The sequence below is a fragment of the Pseudomonas sp. LG1E9 genome (assembly GCF_003290225.1).
Classification (GTDB): domain Bacteria; phylum Pseudomonadota; class Gammaproteobacteria; order Pseudomonadales; family Pseudomonadaceae; genus Aquipseudomonas; species Aquipseudomonas cyclaminis.
Window position 1 is genome coordinate 2,226,413 of record NZ_CP029983.1, and the last position, 24,494, is coordinate 2,250,906.

Sequence of the window (24,494 nt, forward strand, 5' to 3'; positions counted from 1 at the left end):
GCAGAGAGCTAAAAATGTGGGAGGGGGCAAGCCCCCTCCCACATTTGGACCACATACATTCAGTTACTTGCCTGGCGTCAGGGTCAGCCGAGCTTTCCCATAGACCTTCTCGAAGTTCTGCGGCTGCATCGGGAAGCTCAGGTATTGCGCCTTGAGCGACGGGTCGATGCCATTGGCGTAGTTCGGGCTGGCCGGGTTGCCGGATTGGCCGATACCGCCCTGGCCCATCATCGGCTCCGCCTGGCCGAAGTCGACGATCATGCGCAGCGCAGGGACTTGGGTGGTATTGAAATCCTGGCCCCAGCTGTAGGGCGCGGGATTCAGGGTGTTGTGGTCGCCGCCGGACGCCAGCGGGCCACGGATGACTTGGCCTGCGGTGTTCTTCCAGGTGGTGCTGTGCAGCTTGCCCCACTGCCAGGCCTTGTGATCGGCACCCAATTGGCTGTCGCCAGCGCTGATCGCGGCCGCGAGGCTGCGGGCGAGGATCGCCGGTTTGTCTTCTTTTTGCGGTGTGCGCACGTCGTCCCAGAACGGGCTGTCTTCGCGGCTCAGCAAGTGATCCGCCTGGGCGGCGTAGGACAGGTTGGCGTTGCTGACGAAGGCCTTCCAGCTGGCGCTGTCTTGCGGGCCGAGTTCGTCGAGGAAGATCTGCTTGGTGCTTTCCTGCAGGAACAGCTCATAGAGCGCCGCGTCGGCAGACGTCGCAACGAGGCGACCGTCAAAGGCCATCAGGCGTTTCAGCGCTTCGCGCGCCTTGACCTGTTCGGCTGCGGGCAATCCATCAATCGCCTGCTTCAGCGGCTGGGCCATGCCTGGTGCCTGGAACATGCTCTTGAGCTTGGCGGCGAAGGTGGTGGTCTGGTCGTACTGCATGGCGATCATGCTGCGGCTGTCATGTTTGCCGGCATTGGCCAGTTGCGCCAGGCGCTCGCTGCGCTCCGGGGCATCCCAGGAGTTGGACAACTGCATGCCATAGCCACGCGGCGCGGTGCGCTGGTTGGCGGTGCCGATCCAGCCTTGGGCCGGGTCCTGGTCATAGGGGTGCAGCATTGCGTCGGCGTAACCGTCCCAATCAAAGCGCGCATCCCAGCCCGGCGACGGCAGCAAACCTTCACCTTCGCGGCGGTTAGGGAAGCGGCCAGTAACCTGCCAGCCGATATTGGTGGCGTCGGCAAACACCATGTTCAACGCGATGGCGCGAATCTCGCGGGTTGCGTCCGAGGCCTTGCCGACGTTTTGCGCACGGGACAGGTCGAAAAACGCATCCAGGCTCTTGTCGTCTTTAAAGTCGGCTGTTTGCAACGCCAGGCCCAGGCCGCTGGTGAGTGCCTGGCTGCTGTTGAGCAGGGCGCCGTGACGGGTTTCGTAGACAACTTCGCGAATTGAGCGCTGGCCCTTGACGAAGAAGGTCTCGTTGCGCACGCCGGCCGGCAGCCATTTGCCATTGTTCTCGTAGTACAACGCGTTGCCCTGGCGTCTGACTTTTTCCAGGAACAGGTCCTGTGTGTCGCCCTTGACCGTGCTCAGGCTCCACGCGACTTTGCCGTTGAACCCGGACAGCAGCGTCGGCAAGCCGGCAATCGAGGCGCCGACGGCCTGGTATTTCGGGGCGCGAATCTGCACGTAGCTCCAGGGCGACGGCGCTTGCGGTTGGGCGGCCAGGTCGTTGGCCAGCAGGCTTTTGCCACTGCGGCTGCGCTGCGGGCCGATGGCCCAGTTGCTCGACGTGGTCACGCCCAGGGCATTGAGGCTGCTCAGTTGCTGGGTCACGGTATCAAGCCCGGCCAGACCGGTGATCTGGCTGAAGTTCACGCCCTTGAGTTTCTCGGCCTCGGCCACTGGGATCGGCTCATCCGGCGCGCTTGGAGTGAGCCAGGCGAGTTTGTCGACGCCGACTTTTTGCGCCAGCACCAGGGAGGCGATTTCTTCCTGCAGGTTGGCCGACTCGCTGAAATTCAGCAGGCAGAACAACAGTGCCGAATCTTCCGGTTTCCAGTACTCGGGCTTGTAGCCGGTCTGGGCCAGGTCCGGCGGCAGCTTGTCGCGGTAGCGGTACAGGTAGGCGTTGACGCCACGGGCATACACTTCGAAGAACCGCTTGAGGCGCGGCGACGAGGCGTTGTACAGCTCGCCGGCGCTTTTTTTCAGGTTGACCGCACGCATGAAGCGGTCGACATCCAGCACCTCAGGGCCGGACATTTCCGCCAGGCGGCCCTGGGCCAGCAGGCGCAAGGTGACCATCTGGGTGATGCGGTCACTGGCGTGCACATAGCCGAGACTGAACAGCGCGTCGTGGAAGGTGTTGCTTTCGATCAGCGGCATGCCTTGGGCATTGCGACGCACCGACACGTTTTGTGCCAGACCTTTGATCGGTTGCACGCCCGCAACGGGCGGCAGGGTGTCCTGGGTGCTCTGGAGCTGGCAACCGGCCAGGCTTAATGCACTGGCCACTGCCGCGGCAACGCCGAACCGGGGAAGAAAATGTGAGAGGGCTGGCGAGGCCATGGCAAAGCTCCTGCGGGGGGTAGCGTCAGTAAAGGCGCTACGTTAGTGAGCGCGGCGAAGCGACGCAAGCAGGAGTTTTGGGTTAAGCGTTAGATCTTGAGACTGGCTCGGGCCATGTGGGGCGTGGTTGCTCCCACATGGAGATTTTCAGTGTGGCTCAGGCCCCGTGGCACTTCTTGAATTTCTTCTCGCTGCCGCATGGGCAAGGATCGTTGCGGCCAACATCCTTCAACGCGTTGCGCACGGGTTCCTGGTGAGCGTGGCCGCAGTTCGGGCCGTGGACATGGCCGTGATCGTGGTCATGGTGACTGTGATCGTGGTCGTGATCGTGGTTGCAGTCAGGACCATGGACATGGGGTTGCTGAGTCATCGATGTCGCTCCGGAATAAAATCGCCGGGGATTATTACGCCATTGTGGGCGACCTGCACGTCATAACCGATGAATAATCCGGTTTTGAGCTCGCCTTCCAGGCGATAGGGCACGGGTTGGTCGGGTTTTTTCAACAATTGCACCACATCGCGTATCTGCGGCCAGAGGTTGGTGCGCACCGAGACTTTGAAAAAAGCGTGGCCTCGGGGCGGCACGGTGAGCCACTCGTTGGACTCGCCTTCGGTCAGCACAAAATCATCCAGGGTGACCTTGTAGACCAGGCCGCGCACGGTCAGGTCGGCGTCGTCGCGGTTGTCCACGCGAAAGTACAGTTTGAATTTCTGTTCCAGCAACTTGGCTCGCACCACTTCGACCTTGACCAGGGAAATGTGGGGCGGCGGTGAGTCGTCCTCGAACCACGACGCGCAGCCGCTCAGGCCGAAGGTTAACGCCAGCATCAAGCTGTAGATCCGGAGCATGGCGTGGGTCCTCGTGGGGTTAGAAGTAGCTGGAACAGCACTTCTTGAATTTTTGCCCGCTGCCGCACAGGCACGGGTCATTGCGTCCGGCCTTCACCTCAACCGTTGGGTCGATGAAGTACCAGCGCCCGTCATTCTGTACGAAAGAGGACTGTTCACGGTGGCTATGTTCGCCGGTGCTGTCGTGCCAGCGCGCGGTAAAGGTCACGAAGGCATGTTCGGGCTGGCCGCCGAACACTTCCGAGCTTTCCACTTCAAGGCCGAGCCAGGTGCTCTGGGCGCTCCAGGTGCTGATGGCGGCGCGGTCCAGACCTGCTTGTTGCGCTGGCAACGTGGTCGCTACCAGATAGTCGACCAGGCCCAGAACATAGGCGCTGTAGCGTGAGCGCATCAACGCGCTGGCGCACGGCGCCTGATGGCCAGCGTGATAATGGCCGCAGCAGGCATCCAGCAGGTTGCCACTGCCGCAGGGGCAAATGGATGTACTCATTGGGTTACCACCAATACTTTCCAAAGTTTTCCGGGTTGGCCCAGAAGCGGGCGTTGAGCCAGTCCGGCACCTGTTTATAGTCAAGCAGATCGTAGGTAAACAGCGTCAACACCTGTTCATCGCGCTGGAAACGCTCGCCGGCCTGCAGGGCCAGGGAGAAAAAGTCAGTGTCTTTCCAGTCGCAGGCACCCAGGTCCACCAGTACCGCAATGCGGCTGGCGTTGAGGTTGCGAATACCGCCGAGCAGGGTCAGGCCCTGCGGTTTTGACAGGTGCTCCAGGCAATCGACCACCAATGCCAGGTCAAAGCGCTGCGCCGCCAGTTCTGCGGGCAACGGCCCAGGCGCCGCCACGGACACTTGGGTGTCGGGGTGCGCCTCCTTAAAGGCATCCAGCGCCGGGAACTGGCTGGCGCCCAACAGCAACAGGCGTTTGGGCTGGTGCAGATCGAGCAAAGCGGCCAGGGCTTGCTGGGGGGTACGGGCAGAAATACCAGCGGTCATCAGAGATCCTCACATCAGGACCGTAGAGACTAGCGCGGCTGAGCGTGCGGGCCTAGAGCGAGAGGCTGCGAAAAATCCTCCAGGGGCGGTGATCCTCGCTTAACCCATGCCCTTCTCAAGTTTTTTGAACCTTCACTGGCAAATCGCCGGTAGAAGTCGTTACTGTGCGTCCAAAGAAAAATTTGAAAACACTCAGGAGCCCCATGATGCGTAAGGTTTTTCTGTTGGCCCTGCTGGTCAGCCCCGTTGCCCTGGCCCAGAGCGTCAGTGTCGAAACCAACTCGTTGATGCGCCTGCCCAGCAGCACCAGCGTGTTGCAACTGGAGCGCCTGGAGGTCGCCGACTACGGCACGTTGCTGATTCCGGCGACCATCAGCCAGGTCAACGTCGATGAGCTGCATCTGGGTCGTGACGCACGCATCGCTATTGTCCCCGGTGCTGTCGGGCTGCAATTGCAGGTGGGTCGAGCGCAACTGGAGCATGGCAGCCAGATCACTTCGCGCGGCGCGCCTGGCACTCATGAAAAACCGGCCAAGGCCGGACGAGACCTGACCTTGCGCATCAACTCGCTGACGGCTGAAGAGCTGTCGGTAGATGCCCGTGGCGGCGCCGGCGCCCAAGGGTATGCCGGGCTTGATGGCGCCAACGGCGTGGACCCTGGCTGCACCTGGGGCTCGGCAGGGCGCGGTTTTAATGGGGATAACGGCGGTGATGGCCTGCCAGGTGGCGCGGGCGCACAGGTACGCGTGGAGTTGCCGAAGGACTTCCCGGCTGAACATATCAAGGTCTGGGTGGACGGCGGCGCCGGTGGGTTGGCCGGTGTAGCAGGCAAACCGGGCAAGGGCGGCGAATCCAAAGGCTGCCTGGTGTACCGCGCCGATGGTGGCGAAAAAGGCCGGCCAGGGTTGGAAGGGCAGCCGGGGCCGGTTGGGCCGGCGGGGACTGTGACCATCCAGCGGCTTTGAGTCGAAAGGTCTGACGCTATCGGGGCAAGCCCCCTCCCACATTTGGAATGCATCTAACTGTGGGAGGGGGCTTGCCCCCGATTGCGATATAAGACTCGCCTCAGAACATCGGCCGAGCCGAAGCAATCGCCACCACCACTAGCCCCACAATCAGGTTGATCCCTACCAACTTGCGAATCTGCCCCAGCGCAGCCGCGCCCGCCGGCCAATCCTGTGCCGCCACTGCTGCCTTCAACTGCGGAAACTTCAACGCCTGGATGCGGATAAACAGCGCCGTCATCACCAGATACAAGCCCATCATCACCTGCACGTAACGGGGTGCAGTCTCAAACCCGCTGAAACGCAGGTGCAGCAGGCCGACACCGCTGATCGGCAAAATCAGCACCGCGACCCACACCCATACAAAAAAACGTTGAAACACATTCGCCCACAGCGTCAGCCGGGCAGGGCCCTCAAGTGCCGCCACAGCGGCGGGGCGCAGGATCATCCAGGCGAAAAACATACCGCCCACCCATACCAGGGCGGCCAATACATGCAGGGTGTAAGCGAGGCTAAACGCGGTCATTGTGGTACTCCGTTCTGCGCGGGATTAATTAGCGGGGTATGATAGCGGCCGATCCGAACCACTGAAAATTTATCCAGCGTTTTTTGCGCCCGACTATCCATGATCAGCACTGAACTCAAAACCACGATCCAGGGCGCCTACTCGCGTTTTCTCGAAGCCAAGAGCCTGAAACCGCGCTATGGCCAACGCCTGATGATCGCCGAAGTTGCCAAGGTCCTCGGGGATATCGACACCGACGACGAAGGTCGCCGCGAGGGTGACCCGGCGGTCGTGGCCGTCGAAGCCGGCACCGGTACCGGCAAGACCGTGGCCTACAGCCTGGCCGCGATCCCTACCGCCAAGGCCGCGGGCAAACGCCTGGTGATCGCCACCGCCACCGTCGCCCTGCAAGAGCAGATCGTCTACAAAGACCTGCCTGACCTGATGCGCAACAGCGGCCTGAACTTCACGTTCGCCCTGGCCAAGGGCCGCGGTCGCTACATGTGCCTGTCCAAGCTCGACGTGTTGTTGCAGGAAGGCCACGCGCAGACGGCCACGGCGTCGCTGTTCGAAGAAGAAGGCTTCAAGATTGAGGTTGATGAAGTCAGCCAGAAGCTGTTTACCAGCATGATCGAGAAACTCGCCGGCAATAAATGGGACGGCGACCGCGACAGCTGGCCCACCGCCCTGGAAGACGCCGACTGGGCGCGCCTGACCACCGACCATAGCCAGTGCACCAACCGCCATTGCCCGAACTTCGGCCAATGCGCCTTCTACAAGGCACGCGAGGGCATGGGCAAGGTCGACGTAATCGTCACCAACCACGATATGGTCCTGGCCGACCTGGCCCTGGGCGGCGGCGCTGTGTTGCCGGACCCCCGCGACACGCTCTATGTGTTCGACGAAGGGCATCACCTGCCCGACAAGGCCATCGGCCACTTCGCCCACTACACGCGCCTGCGCTCCACCGCCGACTGGTTGGAGTCCACCGCGAAGAACCTCACCAAATTGCTGGCCCAGCACCCGCTGCCCGGTGACCTGGGCAAGCTGATCGAGCAGGTGCCAGAGCTGGCGCGGGAGATCAAGACCCAGCAGCAGTTCATGTTCAGCGCCTGCGAGCAGGTTGCCGACTTCAAGCCCGGCGAAGATGTGGAAGGCCGTGAACGCCCTCGACACCGCTTTGTCGGCGGGATGATCCCCGAGCATATGCGCGAAATGGGCATTGAGCTGAAGAAGGGCTTTTCACGCCTGACCGACCTGTTCACCCGTCTCACGGATCTGCTCAAGGAAGGCATGGATGGCGAGGTCAATATCGGCATCGCCAGCAACCAGGCCGAGGAGTGGTACCCGCTGTTCGGCAGCCTGTTGTCCCGTTCCCAGGGCAACTGGGAGCTGTGGACTGCGTTTACCGTCGAAGACCCGGAAGACAACCCGCCCATGGCGCGTTGGCTGACCTTGTCGGAAAGCGGCGCGCTGTTTGATATCGAGGTCAACGCCAGCCCGATCCTTGCCGCCGAAATGCTGCGGCGCAACCTGTGGAACGTGGCCTACGGCTGCCTGGTGACCTCGGCCACGCTGACCGCCCTGGGCACTTTCGACCGCTTCCGCATGCGTGCCGGGCTGCCGAAAAAAGCCGTCACCGCCGTGGTGCCGAGCCCGTTCCACCACGCCGACGCCGGTGTGTTGCGGGTACCGGACCTCAAGGCCGATCCGCGTGACGCGCCGGCCCACACTGCGGCGATCATTCGTGACTTGCCGGGCCTGGTCGAAGGCTCCCGGGGCACGCTGGTGCTGTTCTCCTCGCGCAAGCAGATGCAGGACGTGTTCGACGGCCTCGACCGCGACTGGCGCAAGCAAGTGTTTATCCAGGGCAACCTGTCCAAGCAGGAAACCCTGAACAAGCACAAGGCGCGCGTCGATGGCGGCGACTCCAGCGTGCTGTTCGGCCTGGCGAGCTTTGCCGAGGGTGTCGACTTGCCGGGCGCGTACTGCGAGCACGTGGTGATCGCCAAGATCCCGTTCTCGGTACCGGATGATCCGGTGGAGGCCGCGTTGGCCGAGTGGATCGAAGCCCGGGGCGGTAACCCGTTCATGGAAATCTCGGTGCCGGATGCTTCCCTGAAGCTGGTGCAGGCCTGCGGGCGCTTGCTGCGTACCGAAGAAGACCGGGGCACCATCACCTTGCTCGACCGTCGTTTGGTCACCCAGCGCTACGGTAAAGCTATCCTCAATGCTTTACCGCCGTTCCGGCGCGAAATTTCTTAAGCCACCGTGGGCGGATTCGCCCACTTCGTGGTCTATCTCATCAATGTCATCAGGCCATTCACCGGCCGTTTGGGAGAACCTTGCTCGTATGATTCGCACGCTGCCCGCCCTTTTTGCCCTGCTGTTCACTGCGCCCTTGATGGCCGCGCCTGCCGGGCAACAAACCCTGTTCAACTTCGTCCGGCCTGCCGATGTGGTCAAGGTGGCGACCCAGGACGCCAGCCTGCCGCAATACAACGCCGAGCAAACCCCTGAAGGTGAGGTGTTGCGCCGCATCACGTTCAACCCGGCTGCCGAACCCAGCCTGGTGCTCAGCCCGCAGACCGGCGTGTGGGATTGGTCGCAGTCCGGCGCCATGAGCCTGCGTATCCAGAGCGCCATGGACTGGGCGCTGACCCTCTACGTCAAGGTGCAGAGCAGTGACGGCAAGACCTTGGTCAGCCGCATCGACCTGCCGGCCGGCCCGGCCCAGACCCTGCTGATCCCGCTGCAAGCCAACACGCCACTGAGCCAGGGCATGAAGGCCGGCCCGCCGATGCCGATCACCGTGGACGGCCAACGCGTATTGCTGGCCGGCAGTGCGGGGGAAATCGACCGCAGCCAAGTGGTTTCGGTGACGCTGTCGATGATCAAGCCCAATGCGGCCCAAAGCATTCTGCTGGAGCGCTTTGGCGTGCAGGACAGTGAGCCGGTGTTGAAGGCTGCCTACAGCGAGCTGGTGGATACGTACGGGCAATCCACCCGTGCGCGCTGGCCGGAGAAAGTCAGCAGCGACGAGCAACTCAAGGCCGCCGTCGCCAAGGAGCAAGCCCAGCTCCAGGGTTGGCTGGCTGCGCGGGATAAATCCGCATTGGACCGGTTTGGCGGCTGGAACAAAGGCCCTGTATTCAAGGCCAGCGGTTTTTTCCACACCGAAAAGCGTGACGGCCGCTGGTATCTGGTGACGCCGGAGGGGCATCCGTTCTATTCCTTGGGCGTCAATACCGTGGCTGCCGACAACAGCCAGACCTATGTGGCGGGCCGCGAATGGATGTTCGCGGCTTTGCCCAAGGCCGGTGAACCTTTGGACAAGTATTACGGCAGCGGCGATAACCGCACTGGCAACGGCGCCGGTGAAGGTCGCAGCTTCGGTGCCGGGCGTTGGTACGATTTCTACGGTGCCAACCTGCAGCGCGCTTACGGCGGCGAAGGCTTCGACCAGAAGCGTTGGGTGACCCACACCCTTGATCGTCTGCAAGCCTGGGGTTTCAACACCGTTGGCAACTGGAGCGATGCAGAATTGGCCCGCGCCGACCGTGTGCCGTACACCTTGCCGCTGTCGATCGTCGGCGATTACGCCAGCATCAGCACCGGCACGGACTGGTGGGGCGGCATGCCCGATCCGTTCGACCCGCGCTTCGCCATGGCCACCGAGCGTGCCGTGGCCATCGCCGCCCGCGATCACCGTGACGACCCGTGGTTGATCGGCTTCTTTGCCGATAACGAACTGGCCTGGGCCGGGCCGGGTGATGATCCGAAATCCCGTTACGCCTTGGCCTACGGCACGCTGCGCATGACCACTGACGTTCCGGCCAAACGTGCGTTCCTCAAGCAACTTCGGGACAAGTACCGCAACGAAGATGGCCTGTCGAAAGCGTGGGGCATCGAATTGGCGGGTTGGGAGCTGATGGAAGACCCAGGTTTCGAGCCACCCATGCCAAACCCGGAGCACCCGGAAATCGAGGCGGACTTCAAATACTTCCAGAAAACCTTCGCCGATGCCTACTTCAAGACCATCTCCGATTCCCTGAAATGGCACGCGCCGAACCAGTTGCTGCTGGGCGGTCGTTATGCGGTGAGCACTCCGGAAGCTGTGGCGTCGTGCGCGCAGTATTGCGATGTGCTGAGTTTCAACATGTACACCCTCAAGCCCCAGGACGGTTACGACTTCGCCGCGTTGCGCGCACTGGATAAACCGGTGCTGATCACTGAATTCAACTTTGGCTCTGCCGACCGTGGCCCGTTCTGGGGCGGTGTGACCCAGTTGGCCAGGGAAGAAGATCGCGCTGCGGCGTACGCCAACTTCCTCAAGCAGGCCATGGCCCAGCCGTCGATTGTCGGCGTGCACTGGTTCCAGTACCTGGACCAGCCGGTGACCGGCCGTTTGCTGGACGGTGAAAACGGCCACTTCGGCCTGGTGGGCATCACCGATGTGCCTTACCAGGGGTTTGTCGACAGCGTGCGTAAAAGCAACCTGGCGACGGTAGAACAACTGGGCAAGGAAGCAGAAAAGGCCAAGGCGGCCGGCGCGGTTCGTGAAGGCGAAGGCGGTAAATCTGGGCATGACGGCAAAAGCGCGGGGCAGGGCGCCGGGCATGCTGGTGGGCACGCCGGAAACGGTCACTGATTGAGGGCTGACGGGTTCACAAAAGCCACAAGGGCTGGAACAATGTCGGCCACTTTCCATGGTGTTTTTCGAGGCGGCTTACGTGCAGATTCAGGGTCATTACGAACTCCAGTTCGAAGCGGTACGTGAAGCGTTTGCCGCGCTGTTCGATGACCCGCAGGAGCGTGGTGCCGGGCTCTGCATCCAGATCGGCGGCGAAACCGTCGTCGACCTGTGGGCGGGCACGGCGGACAAGGACGGCGCCGAGGCCTGGCACAGCGACACCATCGTCAACCTGTTCTCCTGCACCAAGACCTTCACCGCCGTCACGGCCCTGCAACTGGTGGCCGAGGGCAAGTTGCAGTTGGACGCTCCCGTGGCCAGGTATTGGCCGGAATTTGCCGCTGCCGGCAAGGAAACCATCACGCTGCGCCAGTTGCTCTGCCATCAGGCCGGTTTGCCGGCGATCCGCGAAATGCTGCCCACCGAAGCCCTGTACGACTGGCAATTGATGGTAGACACCCTGGCTGCCGAAGCACCTTGGTGGACGCCAGGCCAGGGCCATGGCTACGAAGCGATTACCTACGGTTGGTTGGTCGGCGAATTGCTGCGTCGCGCCGATGGGCGTGGGCCGGGTGAGTCGATTGTGGCGCGGGTTGCAAGGCCGTTGGGCCTGGACTTTCATGTGGGCCTGGCAGACGAAGAGTTTTATCGTGTTGCCCATATTGCACGCAGCAAAGGCAATATGGGCGATGAGTCCGCGCAACGGTTACTGCAAGTAATGATGCGTGAGCCCACCGCCATGACTACACGGGCATTTGCCAACCCACCGTCTATTCTGACCAGTACTAATAAACCTGAATGGCGACGCATGCAGCAGCCCGCGGCTAATGGTCACGGTAATGCACGCAGTCTGGCGGGTTTTTACAGTGGTTTGTTGGACGGTAGTTTGTTGGAAGCCGAAATGCTCGAAGAGTTGACCCGTGAACACAGTATCGGGCTGGATAAAACATTATTGACACAAACTCGTTTTGGCCTGGGCTGCATGTTGGATCAACCGCAGTTGCCCAACGCCACGTTTGGCCTGGGCCCACGGGCTTTCGGGCACCCAGGCGCCGGCGGCTCGGTCGGCTTTGCCGATCCTGAGCATGATGTAGCGTTTGGTTTCGTGACTAATACATTGGGGCCTTATGTACTTATGGACCCCCGTGCACAGAAGTTGGTCGGAATATTGGCCGGTTGTCTGTAAACCCCTTGCTGTTTCACGTTTTTTTGTTACAAAGGCAACTATAAGAAGGCGCTGAACGAAATTTTGTAACTTTAAAGTTCTGTAAGCGTCTGTTTAACGGGTCATCCAGACCCCCGTTTCTTTTCTCATTTTGTGGATATCTCATGTTATCGAACAAGTCCTTGGCCCTGGCGCTTTGCCTCACCATTACTGGCTGCGCACAAACTCCACAGAATGATGCCGAGGGTGGGCATTGGTGGTCATTTGGATCTGATAAGGCCGCTACCAAGGACGCAGTGACCCAAACCGACGCGAAGCCAGATGCCAAGCCTGCTGCTGGCGCCAAGCCTGCCGCACCTGTAGCGGCTGCTGCACCTGCACCCGCATCTGCTCCGGCAGCCAAGGCTGACACTGGCTCCAGCTGGTGGCCGTTCTCCTCCAAAAGCGCCGACGAAAAAGCTGCCGATGCCAAGGCTGCAGACCTGAAAGCCGACCTCAAGGCCGCCACTCCGGCACCTGCCGCTGCGCCAGCCGTTGCCAAGACTGACAGCGAAACCCATTGGTGGTGGCCGTTCGAAAGCAAACCCAAGCCATTGTCCAAGGTCGACGTGACCAACGTGCCGATGCCTGATCCGAAAATCACCCAGGCCTGGTTGGACGACTATGAGCCGCGCCTGCGCGCCGCCATCAAGGACAGCAACCTGCAACTGGAACGTCGCGACAACGTGCTCGTCGTGATTGCCCCGGTTGATGGCTCCTACAACCCGAAACGTCCAGCCATGCTGCTGCCGGTTACCCTTGGGCCGTTCACACGTGTTGCCAAGGCTGTTGAAGCCGATCCCAAGACCGCCGTGCTGGTTCTTGGTCACGTAGACGCCACCGGCACCGCCCCGGCGAGCCAGGCGTTGAGCAAGGAACGCGCACAGTCGATCGCTTCGATTTTCAGCCTCAGCGGCTTGAAGCAGGATCGACTGATGCTGCGTGGCATGGGTGACCTGATGCCACGTGCCGCCAACGACAGCACCCAGGGCCGTGCGCTGAACCGTCGCATGGAAATTATGTTCACTCAGCGTACAACTATGTTGGCGCTGCTGAGCAAGTACAACTCGGGCAAGACGCCGCCTGTGGCTGAAATGGTTGCGGTACAGAACGTACCTGCACCGGCTCCTGCTGCCAAAGCACCGGCGAAAAAAGCCCCTGCTGCCAAGAAAGCTGCCGCCAAGCCAGCCGCTAAAAAGGCGCCGGCCAAGCCAGCGGCCAAGAAAGCGGCTCCGGCCAAAGCCAAGGCTGCTGCACCGGCGAACGACCAGGCCAAAAACTGATCCGCTGAACCAGAAGGATAAAGCCGCATGACCCAGGCACTGGCCGATATGCGCCGTGACTACACACGGGACGGTTTGAGCGAGGCCCAGGCCCCGGACGAGCCGTTTGCGTTGTTCCACCAGTGGTTTGCCGACGCGGTGAAAACCGAGCAGCCACCGGTGGAAGCCAATGCCATGACCCTGGCAACGGTCGACCAGGACGGTCGCCCGCACTGCCGCATCCTATTGCTCAAGGGCCTGGATGCGCAGGGCTTTACCTTCTTCACCAACTATCAGAGCGCCAAGGGTCAACAGCTCGCGGCGCGGCCGTTCGCAGCCATGACGTTTTTCTGGCCGACCCTTGAGCGCCAGGTGCGCATCGAAGGGCGGGTGGTCAAGGTCACGCCTGAGGAGTCGGACGCGTATTATCAGGTCCGGCCTTTGGGCAGCCGCCTGGGCGCCTGGGCCTCCCCGCAGAGCCAGGTCATTCGTGACCGTGCAGAACTGCAAGACTTGCTCACGGCCACTGAACAGCGTTTCAGCGATACCCAGCCCGACTGCCCCGAGCATTGGGGAGGCTACCGTCTGCTGCCGGAGCGTATCGAGTTCTGGCAAGGCCGCGCCAGCCGCCTGCATGACCGCCTGAATTACCGCCTGCAAGGGACCGAATGGGCCCGCGAGCGCCTGGCACCCTGAGCGGCACCTTTCGTCACCTCACCTGAATGTTGTTCGCAGCACCGACGTCTCTATGGGAGAGACTTCGGTCGCATGCGGCTGCCCGGCTACAATGATGAAAGCGTCATGACATCTGTTGGCGCAAAAACTGAGCTACCGTTTGTCGAGTTTTCTGGTGTGTGCAGTCTGTACTCAGGCTGAATGAAAGCAGTTTTCTGTGGTGCTTGCCGTGACAGGCGCCAAGCCGCAGCGTCTAATGAACACCTGTCCTTTGGAGTTGATGCTATGCGTAAGTCCGTTTTACTGGTTGCCTGCTTTACCACCCTGTCGCTGCTGCTGGGTGGCTGCGCCTCAAGTTTGACCGGCGATTCGTATTCCCGTGATGAAGCGCGTCGTGTACAGACCGTGCGCATGGGCACCATCGAATCTCTGCGTCCGGTGAAAATCGAAGGCACCAAGACCCCAATCGGCGGCGCTGCCGGCGCAGTCATCGGCGGTGTTGGCGGCAGCGCCATCGGCGGCGGCCGTGGCAGCATTGTCACTGCGGTGATCGGTGCAGTCGCCGGCGGCCTGTTGGGTTCGGCCACCGAAGAAGGCCTGACCCGCACCCAAGGCGTGGAAATCACCGTTCGCGAAGACGACGGCAGCATGCGCGCCTACGTGCAGGCCGTGCAGGAGAATGAAATCTTCCGCATTGGCGACCGCGTGCGGATCATGACGGTGGATGGCACCAGCCGCGTTACCCGTTAAGCAGTAAGCAGCAGGCAAAGAAAAACCCCAGCCGGGTGACCGGTTGGGGTTTTTTGTGGGCGTTGTTCAGGGGGGTCAGGCTTTCTTGCGACTCGCCATCGCCGTCACCATATACCCGATACATGCCGCCAATATCGACCCGGTCAGAATCCCCATGCGATCCTCGCCGGCAAACTCGCTGACGCCTGGTACAAACGCCAGGGAGCCGACAAACAGGCTCATGGTGAAGCCGATGCCGCACAGGATTGCCACACCAAAGACCTGGCCCCAGCTCGCACCACTTGGCAGTGCTGCGAGGCCGGTCTTGATGGCCAGCCAGGTGAGGCCGAACACACCGACGGTCTTGCCGATCAACAGGCCCGCGGCAATACCCATGGGCACGTGATGGGTGAAGCTTTCCAGGCTGACACCGGTGAGGGATACGCCGGCGTTGGCAAAGGCAAACAGCGGCAGGATGCCGTAAGCCACCCACGGGTGCAGGGCGTGTTCGAGGGTCAGCAGCGGCGAGGGTTCGGCATTCTTGGTGCGCATCGGGATGCAGAACGCCAGCGTCACGCCGGCCAGCGTGGCGTGCACGCCACTCTTGAGTACACAGACCCACAGGATCAGGCCGACGATCAGGTAGGCCCAGAGCTTGATCACGCCGAGGCGGTTCATCGCGATCAAGGCCACCAGGCACGCGCCTGCGCCTGCCAGCGCTGCGCCGGACAAATCGGCGGAATAGAACACAGCGATCACGATGATTGCACCGAGGTCATCGATGATGGCCAGTGTCATCAGGAACAGCTTCAGCGACACCGGCACGCGTTTGCCCAGCAGCGCCAACACGCCCAGGGCGAAGGCAATGTCGGTGGCCATCGGGATCGCCCAGCCCGAGAGGGCGCTCGGGAAGTCCTTGTTGATCGCCCAGTAGATCAGCGCCGGCACCACCATACCGCCGATGGCAGCAGCGCCGGGCAGTACCACTTGCGATGGCTTGGACAGATGGCCGTCAAGCAGCTCGCGCTTGACCTCCAGGCCGATCAACAGGAAGAACAGCGCCATCAGGCCATCGTTGATCCACAACAAGGCCGGCTTGTCGATTTTCAACGCGCCGATCTGCGCCACCACGGGCACGTCGAGAAATGCGCCGTACAGGTGCGACAACGGTGAGTTGTTGATGATCAGTGCCAGGGCCGCAGCGGCGATCAACAACAGACCGCTGGCGGCTTCCAGCTGGAAGAAACGGGTGAAAGTGCTACGCAGAGCCAAGGGATGCTCTCCAATCCGGATTCAATAGGTGGGTACCCTAACCCGTACCGTTAGTTGTTAAAACAAAAGTTATATTCTTATTTGTTATAAGCAATGGACGGGTTCAGCGTTGCGTCAGGGGCCGGGAATTGTGTGTCCAATTGAGTCGTTACTGTATCTGTGTCGAGTGTAGGAAAGATCCTAATATTGGCCTGGAAATCCTTAGAGAAACCCACCATGAGTGACCATCGTCCTTGGGCTCGCGAAGCCATTCGTATCATCGAAGCAGACTTCCAGCGCAGCGCTGACACCCACCTGATCCCCTTGCCGCTGCCGGGGTTGCCCGGTATCGAGTTGTACTTCAAGGACGAGTCGAGCCATCCCACCGGCAGCCTGAAACACCGGCTGGCCCGCTCGCTGTTTCTGTATGCGCTGTGCAACGGCTGGCTCAAGCCCGGAGCACCGGTGATCGAGGCCTCCAGCGGTTCCACGGCGATCTCCGAAGCTTACTTCGCACGGCTGCTGGGCCTGCCGTTTATCGCGGTGATGCCCGCCACTACCTCCCAGGAAAAAATCGCGCAGATTGCTTTCTATGGCGGCAAGAGCCATTTGGTGCAGGATCCGACGCAGATTTACGCCGAATCCGAACGTCTTGCGCAGGAAAGTGGCGGTCACTTCATGGACCAGTTCACCTATGCCGAACGCGCTACTGACTGGCGCGCGAACAACAACATCGCCGAGTCGATCTTCCAGCAGATGCGCTTTGAGCAGCATCCCGAGCCGAGCTGGCTGATTTCCAGCCCCGGCACCGGCGGCACCACGGCGACACTGGGGCGCTACGTGCGCTATCGCCAGCACTGCACCCGCGTGCTATGCGCCGATGCCGAGCGTTCAGTGTTTTTTGACTATTACCAGACGGGTGATGCCAGCCTGCGCCTCGATTGCGGTTCGCGCATCGAAGGCATTGGCCGGCCACGGGTCGAGGCGTCGTTTTTGCCGAAGGTGATCGATGCGATGGTCAAGGTCCCGGACGCGCTGTCACTGGCAGCCATGCATTACCTGGCCGAGCGGCTGGGTCGGCGAGTCGGTGGTTCCAGCGGGACCAACCTGGTGGGTGCACTGATGGCGGCGCAGCAGATGAAGGCTGCGGGGGAGTCGGGTTCTATCGTGGCGATCTTGTGCGACGGCGGGGAGCGATACGCCACGACCTATTACGACCAGGCATGGCTGGCAGGGCAGGGGTATGAGTTGGATGGGTTGATGGCGGCCGTTGCGGCCAGTGTGGAGCGGGGCGAACCGTTGCCGGCCAGCGTCTTGCGCGCAAATATCTGACCCGACGTTGACCCGAATGTGGAAGAGGGGCTTACCCCTCCCACATTCAATTTGCGCTGTTCTCAGGCCTGGATGCCGAGCATATCCCGCGCCAACGCTTCGGCGATCCGAATCCCATCAACGCCTGCCGACAGAATCCCACCGGCATAACCGGCGCCTTCGCCGGCCGGGAACAGACCCTTCACATTCAAGCTCTGCATCGATTCGTCACGGGTAATCCGCAGCGGTGATGAGGTGCGGGTTTCGATGCCGGTCAAGACGGCGTCGTGCAACGAGTAGCCCTTGATCTGCTTTTCAAAGGCTGGCAACGCTTCGCGGATAGCTTCAATAGCAAATTCCGGCAGCGCCAGTGCGAGATCGCCCAAGGACACGCCCGGTTTGTAGGACGGTTCCACACTGCCGATGGCGGTGGACGGCTTGCCGGCGATGAAATCACCCACCAGCTGTGCCGGCGCCTCGTAGTTGCTGCCGCCGAGGATGTAGGCGTGGGATTCCAGACGTTCCTGCAACTCGATACCCGCGAGTGGGCCACCTGGGTAATCCACTTCCGGCGTGATCCCCACCACGATGCCGGAGTTGGCATTGCGCTCGTTACGCGAGTACTGGCTCATGCCGTTGGTCACGACGCGGTTCGGCTCGGAGGTGGCTGCCACCACGGTGCCGCCGGGGCACATGCAGAAGCTGTAGACCGAGCGGCCATTCTTCGCGTGGTGCACCAGTTTGTAATCGGCGGCGCCCAGCTTCGGGTGCCCGGCGTATTTGCCCAGCCGCGCAGCGTCGATCAGCGACTGCGGGTGCTCGATGCGAAAGCCCACCGAGAACGGCTTGGCTTCCATGTACACGCCGCGGCCGTGGAGCATGCGGAAGGTGTCGCGGGCGCTATGGCCCAGGGCCAGGATCACGTGCCTGGACAGGATCTGCTCGCCGCCATCCACCACCACGCCGTTCAGTTGGCCGTCTTCGATCAACACGTCCGTCACGCGTTGTTCAAAGCGCACTTCACCGCCGAGGGCGATGATCTGCTCGCGCATGTTTTCCACCACGCCGGTCAGGCGGAATGTACCGATATGCGGTTTGCTGACGTAGAGGATTTCTTCCGGCGCGCCGGCCTTGACGAATTCGTGCAGCACTTTGCGGCCGTGGAATTTCGGATCCTTGATCTGGCTATAGAGTTTGCCGTCGGAAAAGGTGCCGGCGCCGCCTTCACCAAACTGCACGTTGGACTCGGGGTTGAGCACGCTTTTGCGCCACAGGCCCCAGGTGTCCTTGGTGCGCTGGCGCACTTCCTTGCCGCGTTCGAGGATGATCGGCTTGAAGCCCATTTGCGCCAGCAGCAGCCCGGCGAAGATGCCGCACGGGCCAAAACCGACGACGATCGGCCGCTCAACCAAACCTTCGGGGGCCTGGCCGACAACCTTGTAGCTGATGTCCGGCGCCGGGTTGACGTTGCGGTCATCGGCAAACTTGAGCAGGAGGGCGGCTTCACCCTTCACGTCTAGGTCGATGGTGTAAATGAAGCACAGCTCCGACGTCTTCTTACGGGCGTCGTAGCTGCGTTTGAACAAGGTGAAATCGAGCAGGTCATCACTGGCGATGCCCAGGCGCTGCAAGATGGCAGGCCGCAGGTCTTCTTCGGGATGGTCGATGGGCAGCTTGAGTTCGGTGATTCGTAACATGACAGGATCCGGTGTGCGGCGTTCGGTGAGGCCGGCGGTTTTGCAAACCGGCGATTATAAGCCCCAACCGTGGTTTCCCGTCATGCTAAAAAGCGCAGGATGCGATCAATCGTCCCGCGAACCACCGAAAGCCGCGCAGCCACGCTGGACTTGACCGTTGATCCGCAATTCAGCGGTCATGTGTTGCAGGCTGCCACTGACGCTGTCCACGCAGCGTTGCGGGGCCACCCACAGCTCGACGTGCTGGTTGTTGGCTTCGGTCATCAGGTTGAAGCGACCGTCACCGATCTGCTCCTCTACATACGGCACCGCCAGTGGCGGCTGGCCTTCGCGCTCAAGCACCATGCCCTTGGCGGTAACGTTCATCGCCCAGGCGGGCTTGTGGCCGTTGGCGCGCAGGGTCATGCGCTTGAAGTCCGGGTCGTCGCAGGCGGCGGTCGAGCGTTCTACGCGATAGAGTTGTTGCAGGTCCACACTGCCCTGAGTGCCGCTGGCTACGCCGGAGAACTTGCCGCGCAGGTCGGCAAACAATGCACCCTGCTGACCGGCCAGGGAGGCCGCTTCCTGCAGGATGCTGGTGCCACCGGTGTCGTTGATCACATAGTTGCGTTTGTCGTTGCACGGCTGGAACAAGAGCTTGCCACCGACGGCTGTGAGTTCCCCCTGCATGCGGGTCAGCCCCGCGAGAGAGGGCTTCGCCGGCTCGCTTTCGAACATCTGGCAAGCGGCGAACAGGGGAAGCAAGGCAAACAGGGCGAGGTTACGGACGGCACGCATAAGGGGTCTCCAGACAAGTGCCGCCACGTTACGCAGGCTGGCGATGCATCACAAGCCCGGCCGCCAGCTTCAGCCATTTCTGACAGGCGTAGAATTCAGCCTACGATAAAGGTCTGGCCGGTCTGCAAGCCTTCCACGCTTTTTGCGTAGGCCAATGCCACATCAGCGCCCGGAGCCGGTTTATAGCCACGGAAATACGGCGCGTAGCTGCCCATGGCTTCCACCAGTACCGTGGGGCTGACGGAGTTGATCCGCAGGCCCCGGGGCAATTCAATGGCGGCGGCCTTCACAAAGGCGTCGATTGCACCGTTGACCAATGCGGCCGAGGCGCCAGTTCGAATCGGATCGCGGTTGAGAATGCCGCTGGTGAAGGTGAACGAGCCTGCGTCGTTGGCGTATTCACGGCCAATCAGCAGCAGGTTGACCTGGCCCATCAGCTTGTCACGCAGGCCCAGTTCAAAGTCGCTTTCGCTCATGTCCCCCAGCGCCACAAAATTCACACTGCCAGCGGCACAGACCAGGGCGTCGAACTTGCCGGTCTGCTCGAACAGCGTGCGGATCGAGGCACTGTCGCTGATATCCACCTGGAAGTCGCCGCTGCTGCGGCCGATGCTGATCACGTCATGACGCTGCGCCAGTTCGGCCTTAATGGCTGAACCGACGGTGCCGCTGGCGCCAATCAATAGGATTTTCATGGTGCAGTTCCTCCACGGGTAAGTGAAGGTTCAGTCTAGAGTGGCTTTTCAAGCGGATAAACGTGCTAATAGGCAACCTTTGGTTTTCAAATGGAAACAATCCATGAGCGAGATGGATGACCTGGCGGCCTTTGCCGTACTGATCGAAGCGGGCAGCTTTACCGTGGCGGCCGAACAGCTGGGCTGCAGCAAAGGCCAGTTGTCCAAGCGCATCTCCCAGTTGGAGGCACAGTTTTCCGTTGTGTTGTTGCACCGCACCACACGCAAGCTCAGCCTGACGGCCGCTGGCGCGGCGTTGCTGCCGCAGGCCCAGGCATTGGTGGTGCAAGTAGAACGTGCGCGTCAGGCATTGGCGCGGCTCAAGGACGATCTGGCCGGGCCGGTGCGTATGACCGTTCCCGTTTCATTAGGCGAAACCTTCTTCGATGGCTTGTTGCTGGAGTTTTCCAGGCAGTACCCCCAGGTGCAGATCGAGCTTGAGCTCAACAACAGCTACCGAGACCTAGCGCGGGACGGTTTTGACTTGGGGGTGCGTTCGGGGGCGATCGAAAACGAGCGTCTGGTGGCCAAACCTTTGCTGGCCTGGCATGAGATGACCTGCGCCAGCCCCGCCTATCTGGAACAGCACGGCGAACCACTGACCCCGGCGGATCTTGCGGCGCATACCTGCTTGCTCAATAGCCACTACAGCGGTCGTGAGGAATGGCTGTATCACCAGCAGCACGAGTTGTTGCGGGTCAGGGTGAGTGGCACGTTCGCGTCCAACCACTACAACCTGTTGAAGAAGGCCGCGCTGGTCGGTGCCGGAATCGCCCGGCTGCCGTCCTACGTACTGCACTCGGAATTGGCTGACGGCCGATTGCGCTGGCTCCTGCGCGATTATCAGACGCGAAGCCTGCCGATGTACCTGGTTCACCCTTATCAAGGTGGCCTGCCCAGGCGTACCCAGGTACTGGCTGACTACCTGGTGGACTGGTTCAAGCGCAGCGGCGAGGCGCTGGATCGGCTTTAACGGGAGCGGCGGGCAATCAAGTGGTCGATGGAAAAACAGCCTGGACCCTTGGCAACCAACAGCAACAACAAGGCAAGCCAAGTGCCGTGGGTAGGGTAGGCGTCCGGGTACACGAACAGCTGAATAACCAACGTCATGCCGATCAAGGCCAGGGCCGAGAACCGCGTGGCGAACCCCACCAATATCAGCACCGGGAAAAAGTGCTCGGCAAACGCCGCCATGTGCGCGGCCACTTCCGGCGACAACAACGGCACGTGGTACTCACTGCGAAACAGCGGCAATGTCGACGCGGCGAGTTTCGGTTCGCCCAGCTGGAACGTGCCGCTGATCAGGTCTATCGCGAAACCTTCGACCTTGGTTTGCCCGGATTTCCAGAACACGGCTGCAATGGAAAACCGCGCAATAAACGCGATCAGGCTGTAGGGGATTTTCTCGAAAAGCGCGATGGCACGTCTGATGAGGCACGAAGGGGTGGTGTTCATGGCGATACCTTTTGTTCTGGGAGCAGGTGAGTGATGGCGTCGTGGTTGATCAGCAGTGACAGACATTGGTGCAGGTCAAACTCGGCGCAGGCTTCAAGGGCGTCTGCCACGGCCGTTTCCAATGCAGCGCCGTGGTTCAGGCTATTGATAAACGCGACCGAGCCGCCGTCGATGGCGAAGACCTTGACGCTCAGTCCGTGGCGCAGCACCAGTGCACTTTGTGCCTGCCAGGGATCAAGGCTGGCCAGGGCGCCCTCGGTCTGGTGCGCCGCCCAAACTGCGACCACCGCGTAGGCGCAGTTCAACGTGGCGAGGGATGGGTGCAGTTTCAGGCGTAATGCGCCCAGCGCCGTTTGGGCTTGCAGGTGTTGTAGTACGACCTGCTGATTCACCGACGGCGTATCCGCTGCGTGATAGGCACGAACCCGCAGGCGTTCCAAGCGGGCCACATCGGCCAGGTAAGGCACGCTGGCGGCGGGTTCAAAACCCTGGATGAAGTCGGCAAATGTGCTGCCGTAGTCGCTCATCAACGGGCTGTCGGGTGGTGAAGCCTGGACGTAAAAGCTGGCCATTGCGCGGAAAAAATCATCACCTACCAGGCGCACCGTTACGGGGTACGCCGTGGCCAGTGCATTGATCAGTGCACTGTGGACATTGTTGCGATACACCGTAAAACGACTGGCCGGGTCGGCGCCGTTACTGCTGAAAAGGCCGTCCGGGCAGGGCTGATCGGGCGCCAGCAAGGCGCTGGTGAATGCGTCGTGAAGGCTCATGGGCGGACCTTGGATAAATAACGTTCGGCCTGATGGGCTTCAGCGTGCAACACGTTGAAGGCAGGCACTTGGTTGTCACGCTCAATCAGGGTGGCGACCGGGCCCGTGCGTGTGAGCACCTGCTCGTAAAGCTGCCATACCCTGTTGTCGATGGGGGCACCGTGGTCATCTATCAGCAGGCGATCACCCAGGCTGTCGGTGTCTTCGGCAAAACCTGCCAGATGAATCTCGCCCACGGCGTGCAACGGCAGGGCGTCGATGTAGGCCAGCGGGCTGCGTTGGTGATTGATACATGACACGTAGACGTTGTTCACGTCCAACAGCAAGCCGCAGCCGGTACGGCGGATGATCTCGCTGATGAAGTCGGTCTCGTCCAGGGTGGAGCGCTCGAACTGCAGGTAGGTCGATGGATTCTCCAGCAACATCGGCCGCTTGAGGGCGCTCTGCACCTGATCGACGTGTTCGCAGACCCGGTTCAGGGTGCTGGCGTCGTAGGCCAGGGGCAGCAAGTCATTGAGAAACACCGGGCCGTGGCTGGACCAAGCCAGGTGTTCGGAAAAAGAGTGGGGTTGGTAGCGTTCGATCAGCGCCGCAAGCCGTGCCAGGTGCTCACGGTTGAGCGGGCCTTCGCCGCCGATGGACAGGCCCACGCCATGCAGCGACAGCGGGTACTGTTGGCGAATCAACCCCAGGTAATGATGGAAAGGGCCGCCGGCGACCATGTAGTTCTCGGCGTGCACTTCAAAAAAACCGATATCGGGAAGGGTCTGGAGCACCTCGTTGAAGTGCTCGCTCTTAAGCCCCAGCCCGGCCCTGGAAGGAAGGCCGGGTGCCTGAGCCGTTGAGACCTTGTGCAGAGTGGAAAGCGTCATCATCCGTACTCAGGCTATGCAGGGTTTCAGGACTTGGCGGTGAAGGCCGCTTCCTGGCCGAAGCCGGTCGGCGAGGTAGAGCTTGGGGTTTGGGTGCAGGTGCCGGCGGGGACCAGTTTCCAGGCGTTGGCCTGATCCTTGGTTTTCGACGTGCCCGCACAGGAAGTGCCCGCGCCTGCGGCGCAATCGTTTTTGCCGGCTTCTGCGACGCCGAAGCATTTCTGCATGTCGTCGGCGGCATGGGCGGTGGTGGTCAGGGCGGACAGGCTCAGGGCGGAACCCAGGGCCAGGATGAGGGCGGAGGCGGACAGTTTGGTGGTCATGGTGTATCTCCAGTAGTGGTCGTGTGGGCAGGCTTGAGTGCCTGCATGCACCACTAGAGAGGGGAGGGCTGAGTTCGTTACATGCGGATCGAAAATAATTATTCAGGGATCACGCGAAACAAATGTGGGAGGGGGCAAACCCCCTCCCACATTTAGATCCGGTTTATTCAGCAACCGTCTCTTAGCCGCCCAGGTACGCCTCCCGTACCTTCGGATCGGTCAGCAACTGCTCACCCGTGCCCTGCATCACCACCCGACCGTTTTCCAATACATAGGCGCGGTCGGCGATTTTCAGCGCCTGGTTGGCGTTCTGTTCCACCAAAAACACGGTCACACCGTCTTTGCGCAGCTGTTCGATGATGTCGAAAATCTGCTGGATGATGATCGGTGCCAGGCCCAGGGACGGTTCGTCCAGCAGCAGCAGCTTGGGCTTGCTCATCAGCGCCCGGCCGATGGCGAGCATTTGCTGCTCGCCGCCGGACATGGTGCCGCCGCGCTGGCTGAAGCGTTCCTTGAGCCTTGGAAACAGGTGCAGCACCTTGTCCATCTGCTCCTGGTAGTCGCCCTTGTCGGTGAAGAACCCGCCCATGGCGAGGTTCTCTTCGACGGTCAGGCGCGAGAACACGCGGCGGCCTTCCGGCACTACGGCGATGCTCTTGCGCATGATGTGCGACGACTCCTGGCCCACCAGCTCTTCACCCATGTAGCGGATGCTGCCGCTGTGGGCCTGGGGTGAACCGCACAAGGTCATCAGCAAGGTGGACTTGCCGGCGCCGTTGGCGCCGATCAGGGTCACGATTTCACCCTGGCGCACTTCCACATTGACGCTGTGCAGGGCCTGGATCTTGCCGTAGAAAGTGGAAACGTTTTCGAATTGCAGCAT

24 protein-coding genes are annotated in these 24,494 nt (G+C 61.4%); 9 read left to right on the plus strand and 15 right to left on the minus strand.

What is annotated here, in order from left to right; translation table 11 throughout:
• Positions 1-63: 63 nt before the first annotated feature.
• The 5 genes from DNK50_RS10475 to DNK50_RS10495 form a co-directional block, all read right to left on the minus strand.
• The gene (locus tag DNK50_RS10475) at positions 64-2,505 is read right to left on the minus strand and encodes a penicillin acylase family protein (protein WP_112193880.1); all 2,442 of its coding nucleotides are present in this window, start codon (positions 2,503-2,505) and stop codon (positions 64-66) included.
• Positions 2,506-2,662: 157 nt separating this feature from the next.
• Positions 2,663-2,875, minus strand: a complete 213-nt coding sequence (locus DNK50_RS10480; RefSeq protein ID WP_099583330.1) for an SEC-C metal-binding domain-containing protein — start codon at positions 2,873-2,875, stop codon at positions 2,663-2,665.
• On the minus strand, positions 2,872-3,354 hold the full coding sequence (locus DNK50_RS10485; protein ID WP_099583329.1) for an LEA type 2 family protein: 483 nt from the start codon (positions 3,352-3,354) through the stop codon (positions 2,872-2,874). Before DNK50_RS10485 ends, DNK50_RS10480 begins: the two co-directional genes overlap by 4 nt.
• Positions 3,355-3,373: 19 nt before the next feature.
• On the minus strand, positions 3,374-3,844 hold the full coding sequence (locus DNK50_RS10490; RefSeq protein WP_112193881.1) for a YchJ family protein: 471 nt from the start codon (positions 3,842-3,844) through the stop codon (positions 3,374-3,376).
• 4 nt (positions 3,845-3,848) lie between these two features.
• The gene (locus DNK50_RS10495) at positions 3,849-4,346 is read right to left on the minus strand and encodes a DUF6231 family protein (protein ID WP_112193882.1); all 498 of its coding nucleotides are present in this window, start codon (positions 4,344-4,346) and stop codon (positions 3,849-3,851) included.
• Between the two features lie 206 nt (positions 4,347-4,552).
• Between DNK50_RS10495 and DNK50_RS10500 the strand changes: the two genes are divergently transcribed.
• A complete protein-coding gene (locus DNK50_RS10500) occupies positions 4,553-5,311 on the plus strand; it encodes a hypothetical protein (RefSeq protein ID WP_099583326.1) in 759 nt (252 codons plus the stop codon).
• A 100-nt stretch (positions 5,312-5,411) separates the two neighbouring features.
• Here the strand turns inward: DNK50_RS10500 and DNK50_RS10505 are convergent, their stop codons facing one another.
• Positions 5,412-5,876, minus strand: coding sequence for a CopD family protein (locus DNK50_RS10505; RefSeq protein ID WP_112193884.1), 465 nt, complete (start codon positions 5,874-5,876; stop codon positions 5,412-5,414).
• A 99-nt stretch (positions 5,877-5,975) separates the two neighbouring features.
• On the opposite strand from DNK50_RS10505, the gene dinG reads away from it, so the two are divergent.
• From dinG to DNK50_RS10535, 6 genes are all read left to right on the plus strand, one after another.
• Positions 5,976-8,120 carry an ATP-dependent DNA helicase DinG gene (gene dinG / locus DNK50_RS10510; protein WP_099583324.1) on the plus strand — a complete coding sequence of 715 codons (2,145 nt, stop codon included), beginning with the start codon at positions 5,976-5,978 and terminating at the stop codon, positions 8,118-8,120.
• 88 nt (positions 8,121-8,208) lie between these two features.
• On the plus strand, positions 8,209-10,506 hold the full coding sequence (locus DNK50_RS10515) for a beta-galactosidase (RefSeq protein ID WP_112193886.1): 2,298 nt from the start codon (positions 8,209-8,211) through the stop codon (positions 10,504-10,506).
• 82 nt (positions 10,507-10,588) lie between these two features.
• Positions 10,589-11,734 carry a serine hydrolase domain-containing protein gene (locus DNK50_RS10520; RefSeq protein WP_112196917.1) on the plus strand — a complete coding sequence of 382 codons (1,146 nt, stop codon included), beginning with the start codon at positions 10,589-10,591 and terminating at the stop codon, positions 11,732-11,734.
• Between the two features lie 143 nt (positions 11,735-11,877).
• Complete coding sequence (locus DNK50_RS10525; RefSeq protein WP_112193888.1) at positions 11,878-13,035, plus strand: OmpA family protein; 1,158 nt, start codon at positions 11,878-11,880, stop codon at positions 13,033-13,035.
• 27 nt (positions 13,036-13,062) lie between these two features.
• Entirely contained in the window at positions 13,063-13,710 is a 648-nt protein-coding gene (pdxH, locus tag DNK50_RS10530) for a pyridoxamine 5'-phosphate oxidase (protein ID WP_112193890.1), read from the plus strand.
• A gap of 264 nt (positions 13,711-13,974) precedes the next feature.
• Entirely contained in the window at positions 13,975-14,439 is a 465-nt protein-coding gene (locus tag DNK50_RS10535) for a glycine zipper 2TM domain-containing protein (RefSeq protein ID WP_003189251.1), read from the plus strand.
• Between the two features lie 75 nt (positions 14,440-14,514).
• Here DNK50_RS10535 and nhaA read toward each other — a convergent pair whose 3' ends face one another.
• Positions 14,515-15,690 (minus strand): Na+/H+ antiporter NhaA, encoded by a 1,176-nt coding sequence (nhaA, locus tag DNK50_RS10540; RefSeq protein ID WP_099583320.1) that lies wholly within the window; start codon positions 15,688-15,690, stop codon positions 14,515-14,517.
• A gap of 216 nt (positions 15,691-15,906) precedes the next feature.
• On the opposite strand from nhaA, the gene DNK50_RS10545 reads away from it, so the two are divergent.
• The gene (locus DNK50_RS10545; protein ID WP_112193892.1) at positions 15,907-17,001 is read left to right on the plus strand and encodes a PLP-dependent cysteine synthase family protein; all 1,095 of its coding nucleotides are present in this window, start codon (positions 15,907-15,909) and stop codon (positions 16,999-17,001) included.
• Between the two features lie 62 nt (positions 17,002-17,063).
• On the opposite strand, the gene DNK50_RS10550 is transcribed toward DNK50_RS10545, so the two are convergent.
• The 3 genes from DNK50_RS10550 to DNK50_RS10560 all read right to left on the minus strand — a co-directional run bounded on the left by DNK50_RS10550 (position 17,064) and on the right by DNK50_RS10560 (position 20,149).
• Positions 17,064-18,677 (minus strand): NAD(P)/FAD-dependent oxidoreductase, encoded by a 1,614-nt coding sequence (locus tag DNK50_RS10550; RefSeq protein WP_099583318.1) that lies wholly within the window; start codon positions 18,675-18,677, stop codon positions 17,064-17,066.
• A 105-nt stretch (positions 18,678-18,782) separates the two neighbouring features.
• Positions 18,783-19,454 (minus strand): COG3650 family protein, encoded by a 672-nt coding sequence (locus DNK50_RS10555; RefSeq protein ID WP_112193893.1) that lies wholly within the window; start codon positions 19,452-19,454, stop codon positions 18,783-18,785.
• A gap of 95 nt (positions 19,455-19,549) precedes the next feature.
• Positions 19,550-20,149 (minus strand): short chain dehydrogenase, encoded by a 600-nt coding sequence (locus DNK50_RS10560; RefSeq protein ID WP_112193895.1) that lies wholly within the window; start codon positions 20,147-20,149, stop codon positions 19,550-19,552.
• A gap of 103 nt (positions 20,150-20,252) precedes the next feature.
• Between DNK50_RS10560 and DNK50_RS10565 the strand changes: the two genes are divergently transcribed.
• On the plus strand, positions 20,253-21,161 hold the full coding sequence (locus tag DNK50_RS10565; RefSeq protein WP_112193897.1) for a LysR family transcriptional regulator: 909 nt from the start codon (positions 20,253-20,255) through the stop codon (positions 21,159-21,161).
• On the opposite strand, the gene DNK50_RS10570 is transcribed toward DNK50_RS10565, so the two are convergent.
• From DNK50_RS10570 to DNK50_RS10590, 5 genes are all read right to left on the minus strand, one after another.
• Positions 21,158-21,643 (minus strand): DoxX family protein, encoded by a 486-nt coding sequence (locus DNK50_RS10570; protein WP_099583314.1) that lies wholly within the window; start codon positions 21,641-21,643, stop codon positions 21,158-21,160. The two genes, DNK50_RS10565 and DNK50_RS10570, sit on opposite strands and share 4 nt — an antisense overlap.
• Positions 21,640-22,416: a DNA-binding domain-containing protein gene (locus DNK50_RS10575; protein WP_112193899.1), complete on the minus strand. Its 777-nt coding sequence runs from the start codon at positions 22,414-22,416 to the stop codon at positions 21,640-21,642. The genes DNK50_RS10570 and DNK50_RS10575 overlap by 4 nt, the downstream gene beginning before the upstream one ends.
• Positions 22,413-23,291 (minus strand): DUF692 domain-containing protein, encoded by an 879-nt coding sequence (locus DNK50_RS10580; protein ID WP_099583312.1) that lies wholly within the window; start codon positions 23,289-23,291, stop codon positions 22,413-22,415. Before DNK50_RS10580 ends, DNK50_RS10575 begins: the two co-directional genes overlap by 4 nt.
• 23 nt (positions 23,292-23,314) lie before the next feature.
• Positions 23,315-23,611: a DUF2282 domain-containing protein gene (locus DNK50_RS10585; protein ID WP_112193901.1), complete on the minus strand. Its 297-nt coding sequence runs from the start codon at positions 23,609-23,611 to the stop codon at positions 23,315-23,317.
• A 181-nt stretch (positions 23,612-23,792) separates the two neighbouring features.
• Positions 23,793-24,494, minus strand: coding sequence for an ABC transporter ATP-binding protein (locus DNK50_RS10590; RefSeq protein ID WP_078731918.1), 702 nt, complete (start codon positions 24,492-24,494; stop codon positions 23,793-23,795).

What these genes read in the sequence shown, in the direction of transcription:
- dinG (WP_099583324.1), top strand. Translation starts at nt 5,976, where the DNA reads ATGATCAGCACTGAACTCAAAACCACGATCCAGGGCGCCTACTCGCGT.
- DNK50_RS10560 (WP_112193895.1), bottom strand. Translation starts at nt 20,149, where the DNA reads ATGAAAATCCTATTGATTGGCGCCAGCGGCACCGTCGGTTCAGCCATT.
- DNK50_RS10550 (WP_099583318.1), bottom strand. Translation starts at nt 18,677, where the DNA reads ATGTTACGAATCACCGAACTCAAGCTGCCCATCGACCATCCCGAAGAA.
- DNK50_RS10535 (WP_003189251.1), top strand. Translation starts at nt 13,975, where the DNA reads ATGCGTAAGTCCGTTTTACTGGTTGCCTGCTTTACCACCCTGTCGCTG.
- DNK50_RS10545 (WP_112193892.1), top strand. Translation starts at nt 15,907, where the DNA reads ATGAGTGACCATCGTCCTTGGGCTCGCGAAGCCATTCGTATCATCGAA.
- DNK50_RS10490 (WP_112193881.1), bottom strand. Translation starts at nt 3,844, where the DNA reads ATGAGTACATCCATTTGCCCCTGCGGCAGTGGCAACCTGCTGGATGCC.
- DNK50_RS10505 (WP_112193884.1), bottom strand. Translation starts at nt 5,876, where the DNA reads ATGACCGCGTTTAGCCTCGCTTACACCCTGCATGTATTGGCCGCCCTG.
- DNK50_RS10565 (WP_112193897.1), top strand. Translation starts at nt 20,253, where the DNA reads ATGAGCGAGATGGATGACCTGGCGGCCTTTGCCGTACTGATCGAAGCG.
- DNK50_RS10590 (WP_078731918.1), bottom strand. Translation starts at nt 24,494, where the DNA reads ATGCTGCAATTCGAAAACGTTTCCACTTTCTACGGCAAGATCCAGGCC.
- DNK50_RS10525 (WP_112193888.1), top strand. Translation starts at nt 11,878, where the DNA reads ATGTTATCGAACAAGTCCTTGGCCCTGGCGCTTTGCCTCACCATTACT.
- DNK50_RS10495 (WP_112193882.1), bottom strand. Translation starts at nt 4,346, where the DNA reads ATGACCGCTGGTATTTCTGCCCGTACCCCCCAGCAAGCCCTGGCCGCT.
- DNK50_RS10575 (WP_112193899.1), bottom strand. Translation starts at nt 22,416, where the DNA reads ATGAGCCTTCACGACGCATTCACCAGCGCCTTGCTGGCGCCCGATCAG.
- pdxH (WP_112193890.1), top strand. Translation starts at nt 13,063, where the DNA reads ATGACCCAGGCACTGGCCGATATGCGCCGTGACTACACACGGGACGGT.
- DNK50_RS10480 (WP_099583330.1), bottom strand. Translation starts at nt 2,875, where the DNA reads ATGACTCAGCAACCCCATGTCCATGGTCCTGACTGCAACCACGATCAC.
- DNK50_RS10580 (WP_099583312.1), bottom strand. Translation starts at nt 23,291, where the DNA reads ATGATGACGCTTTCCACTCTGCACAAGGTCTCAACGGCTCAGGCACCC.
- DNK50_RS10500 (WP_099583326.1), top strand. Translation starts at nt 4,553, where the DNA reads ATGCGTAAGGTTTTTCTGTTGGCCCTGCTGGTCAGCCCCGTTGCCCTG.
- DNK50_RS10555 (WP_112193893.1), bottom strand. Translation starts at nt 19,454, where the DNA reads ATGCGTGCCGTCCGTAACCTCGCCCTGTTTGCCTTGCTTCCCCTGTTC.
- DNK50_RS10585 (WP_112193901.1), bottom strand. Translation starts at nt 23,611, where the DNA reads ATGACCACCAAACTGTCCGCCTCCGCCCTCATCCTGGCCCTGGGTTCC.
- DNK50_RS10515 (WP_112193886.1), top strand. Translation starts at nt 8,209, where the DNA reads ATGATTCGCACGCTGCCCGCCCTTTTTGCCCTGCTGTTCACTGCGCCC.
- DNK50_RS10570 (WP_099583314.1), bottom strand. Translation starts at nt 21,643, where the DNA reads ATGAACACCACCCCTTCGTGCCTCATCAGACGTGCCATCGCGCTTTTC.
- DNK50_RS10485 (WP_099583329.1), bottom strand. Translation starts at nt 3,354, where the DNA reads ATGCTCCGGATCTACAGCTTGATGCTGGCGTTAACCTTCGGCCTGAGC.
- DNK50_RS10475 (WP_112193880.1), bottom strand. Translation starts at nt 2,505, where the DNA reads ATGGCCTCGCCAGCCCTCTCACATTTTCTTCCCCGGTTCGGCGTTGCC.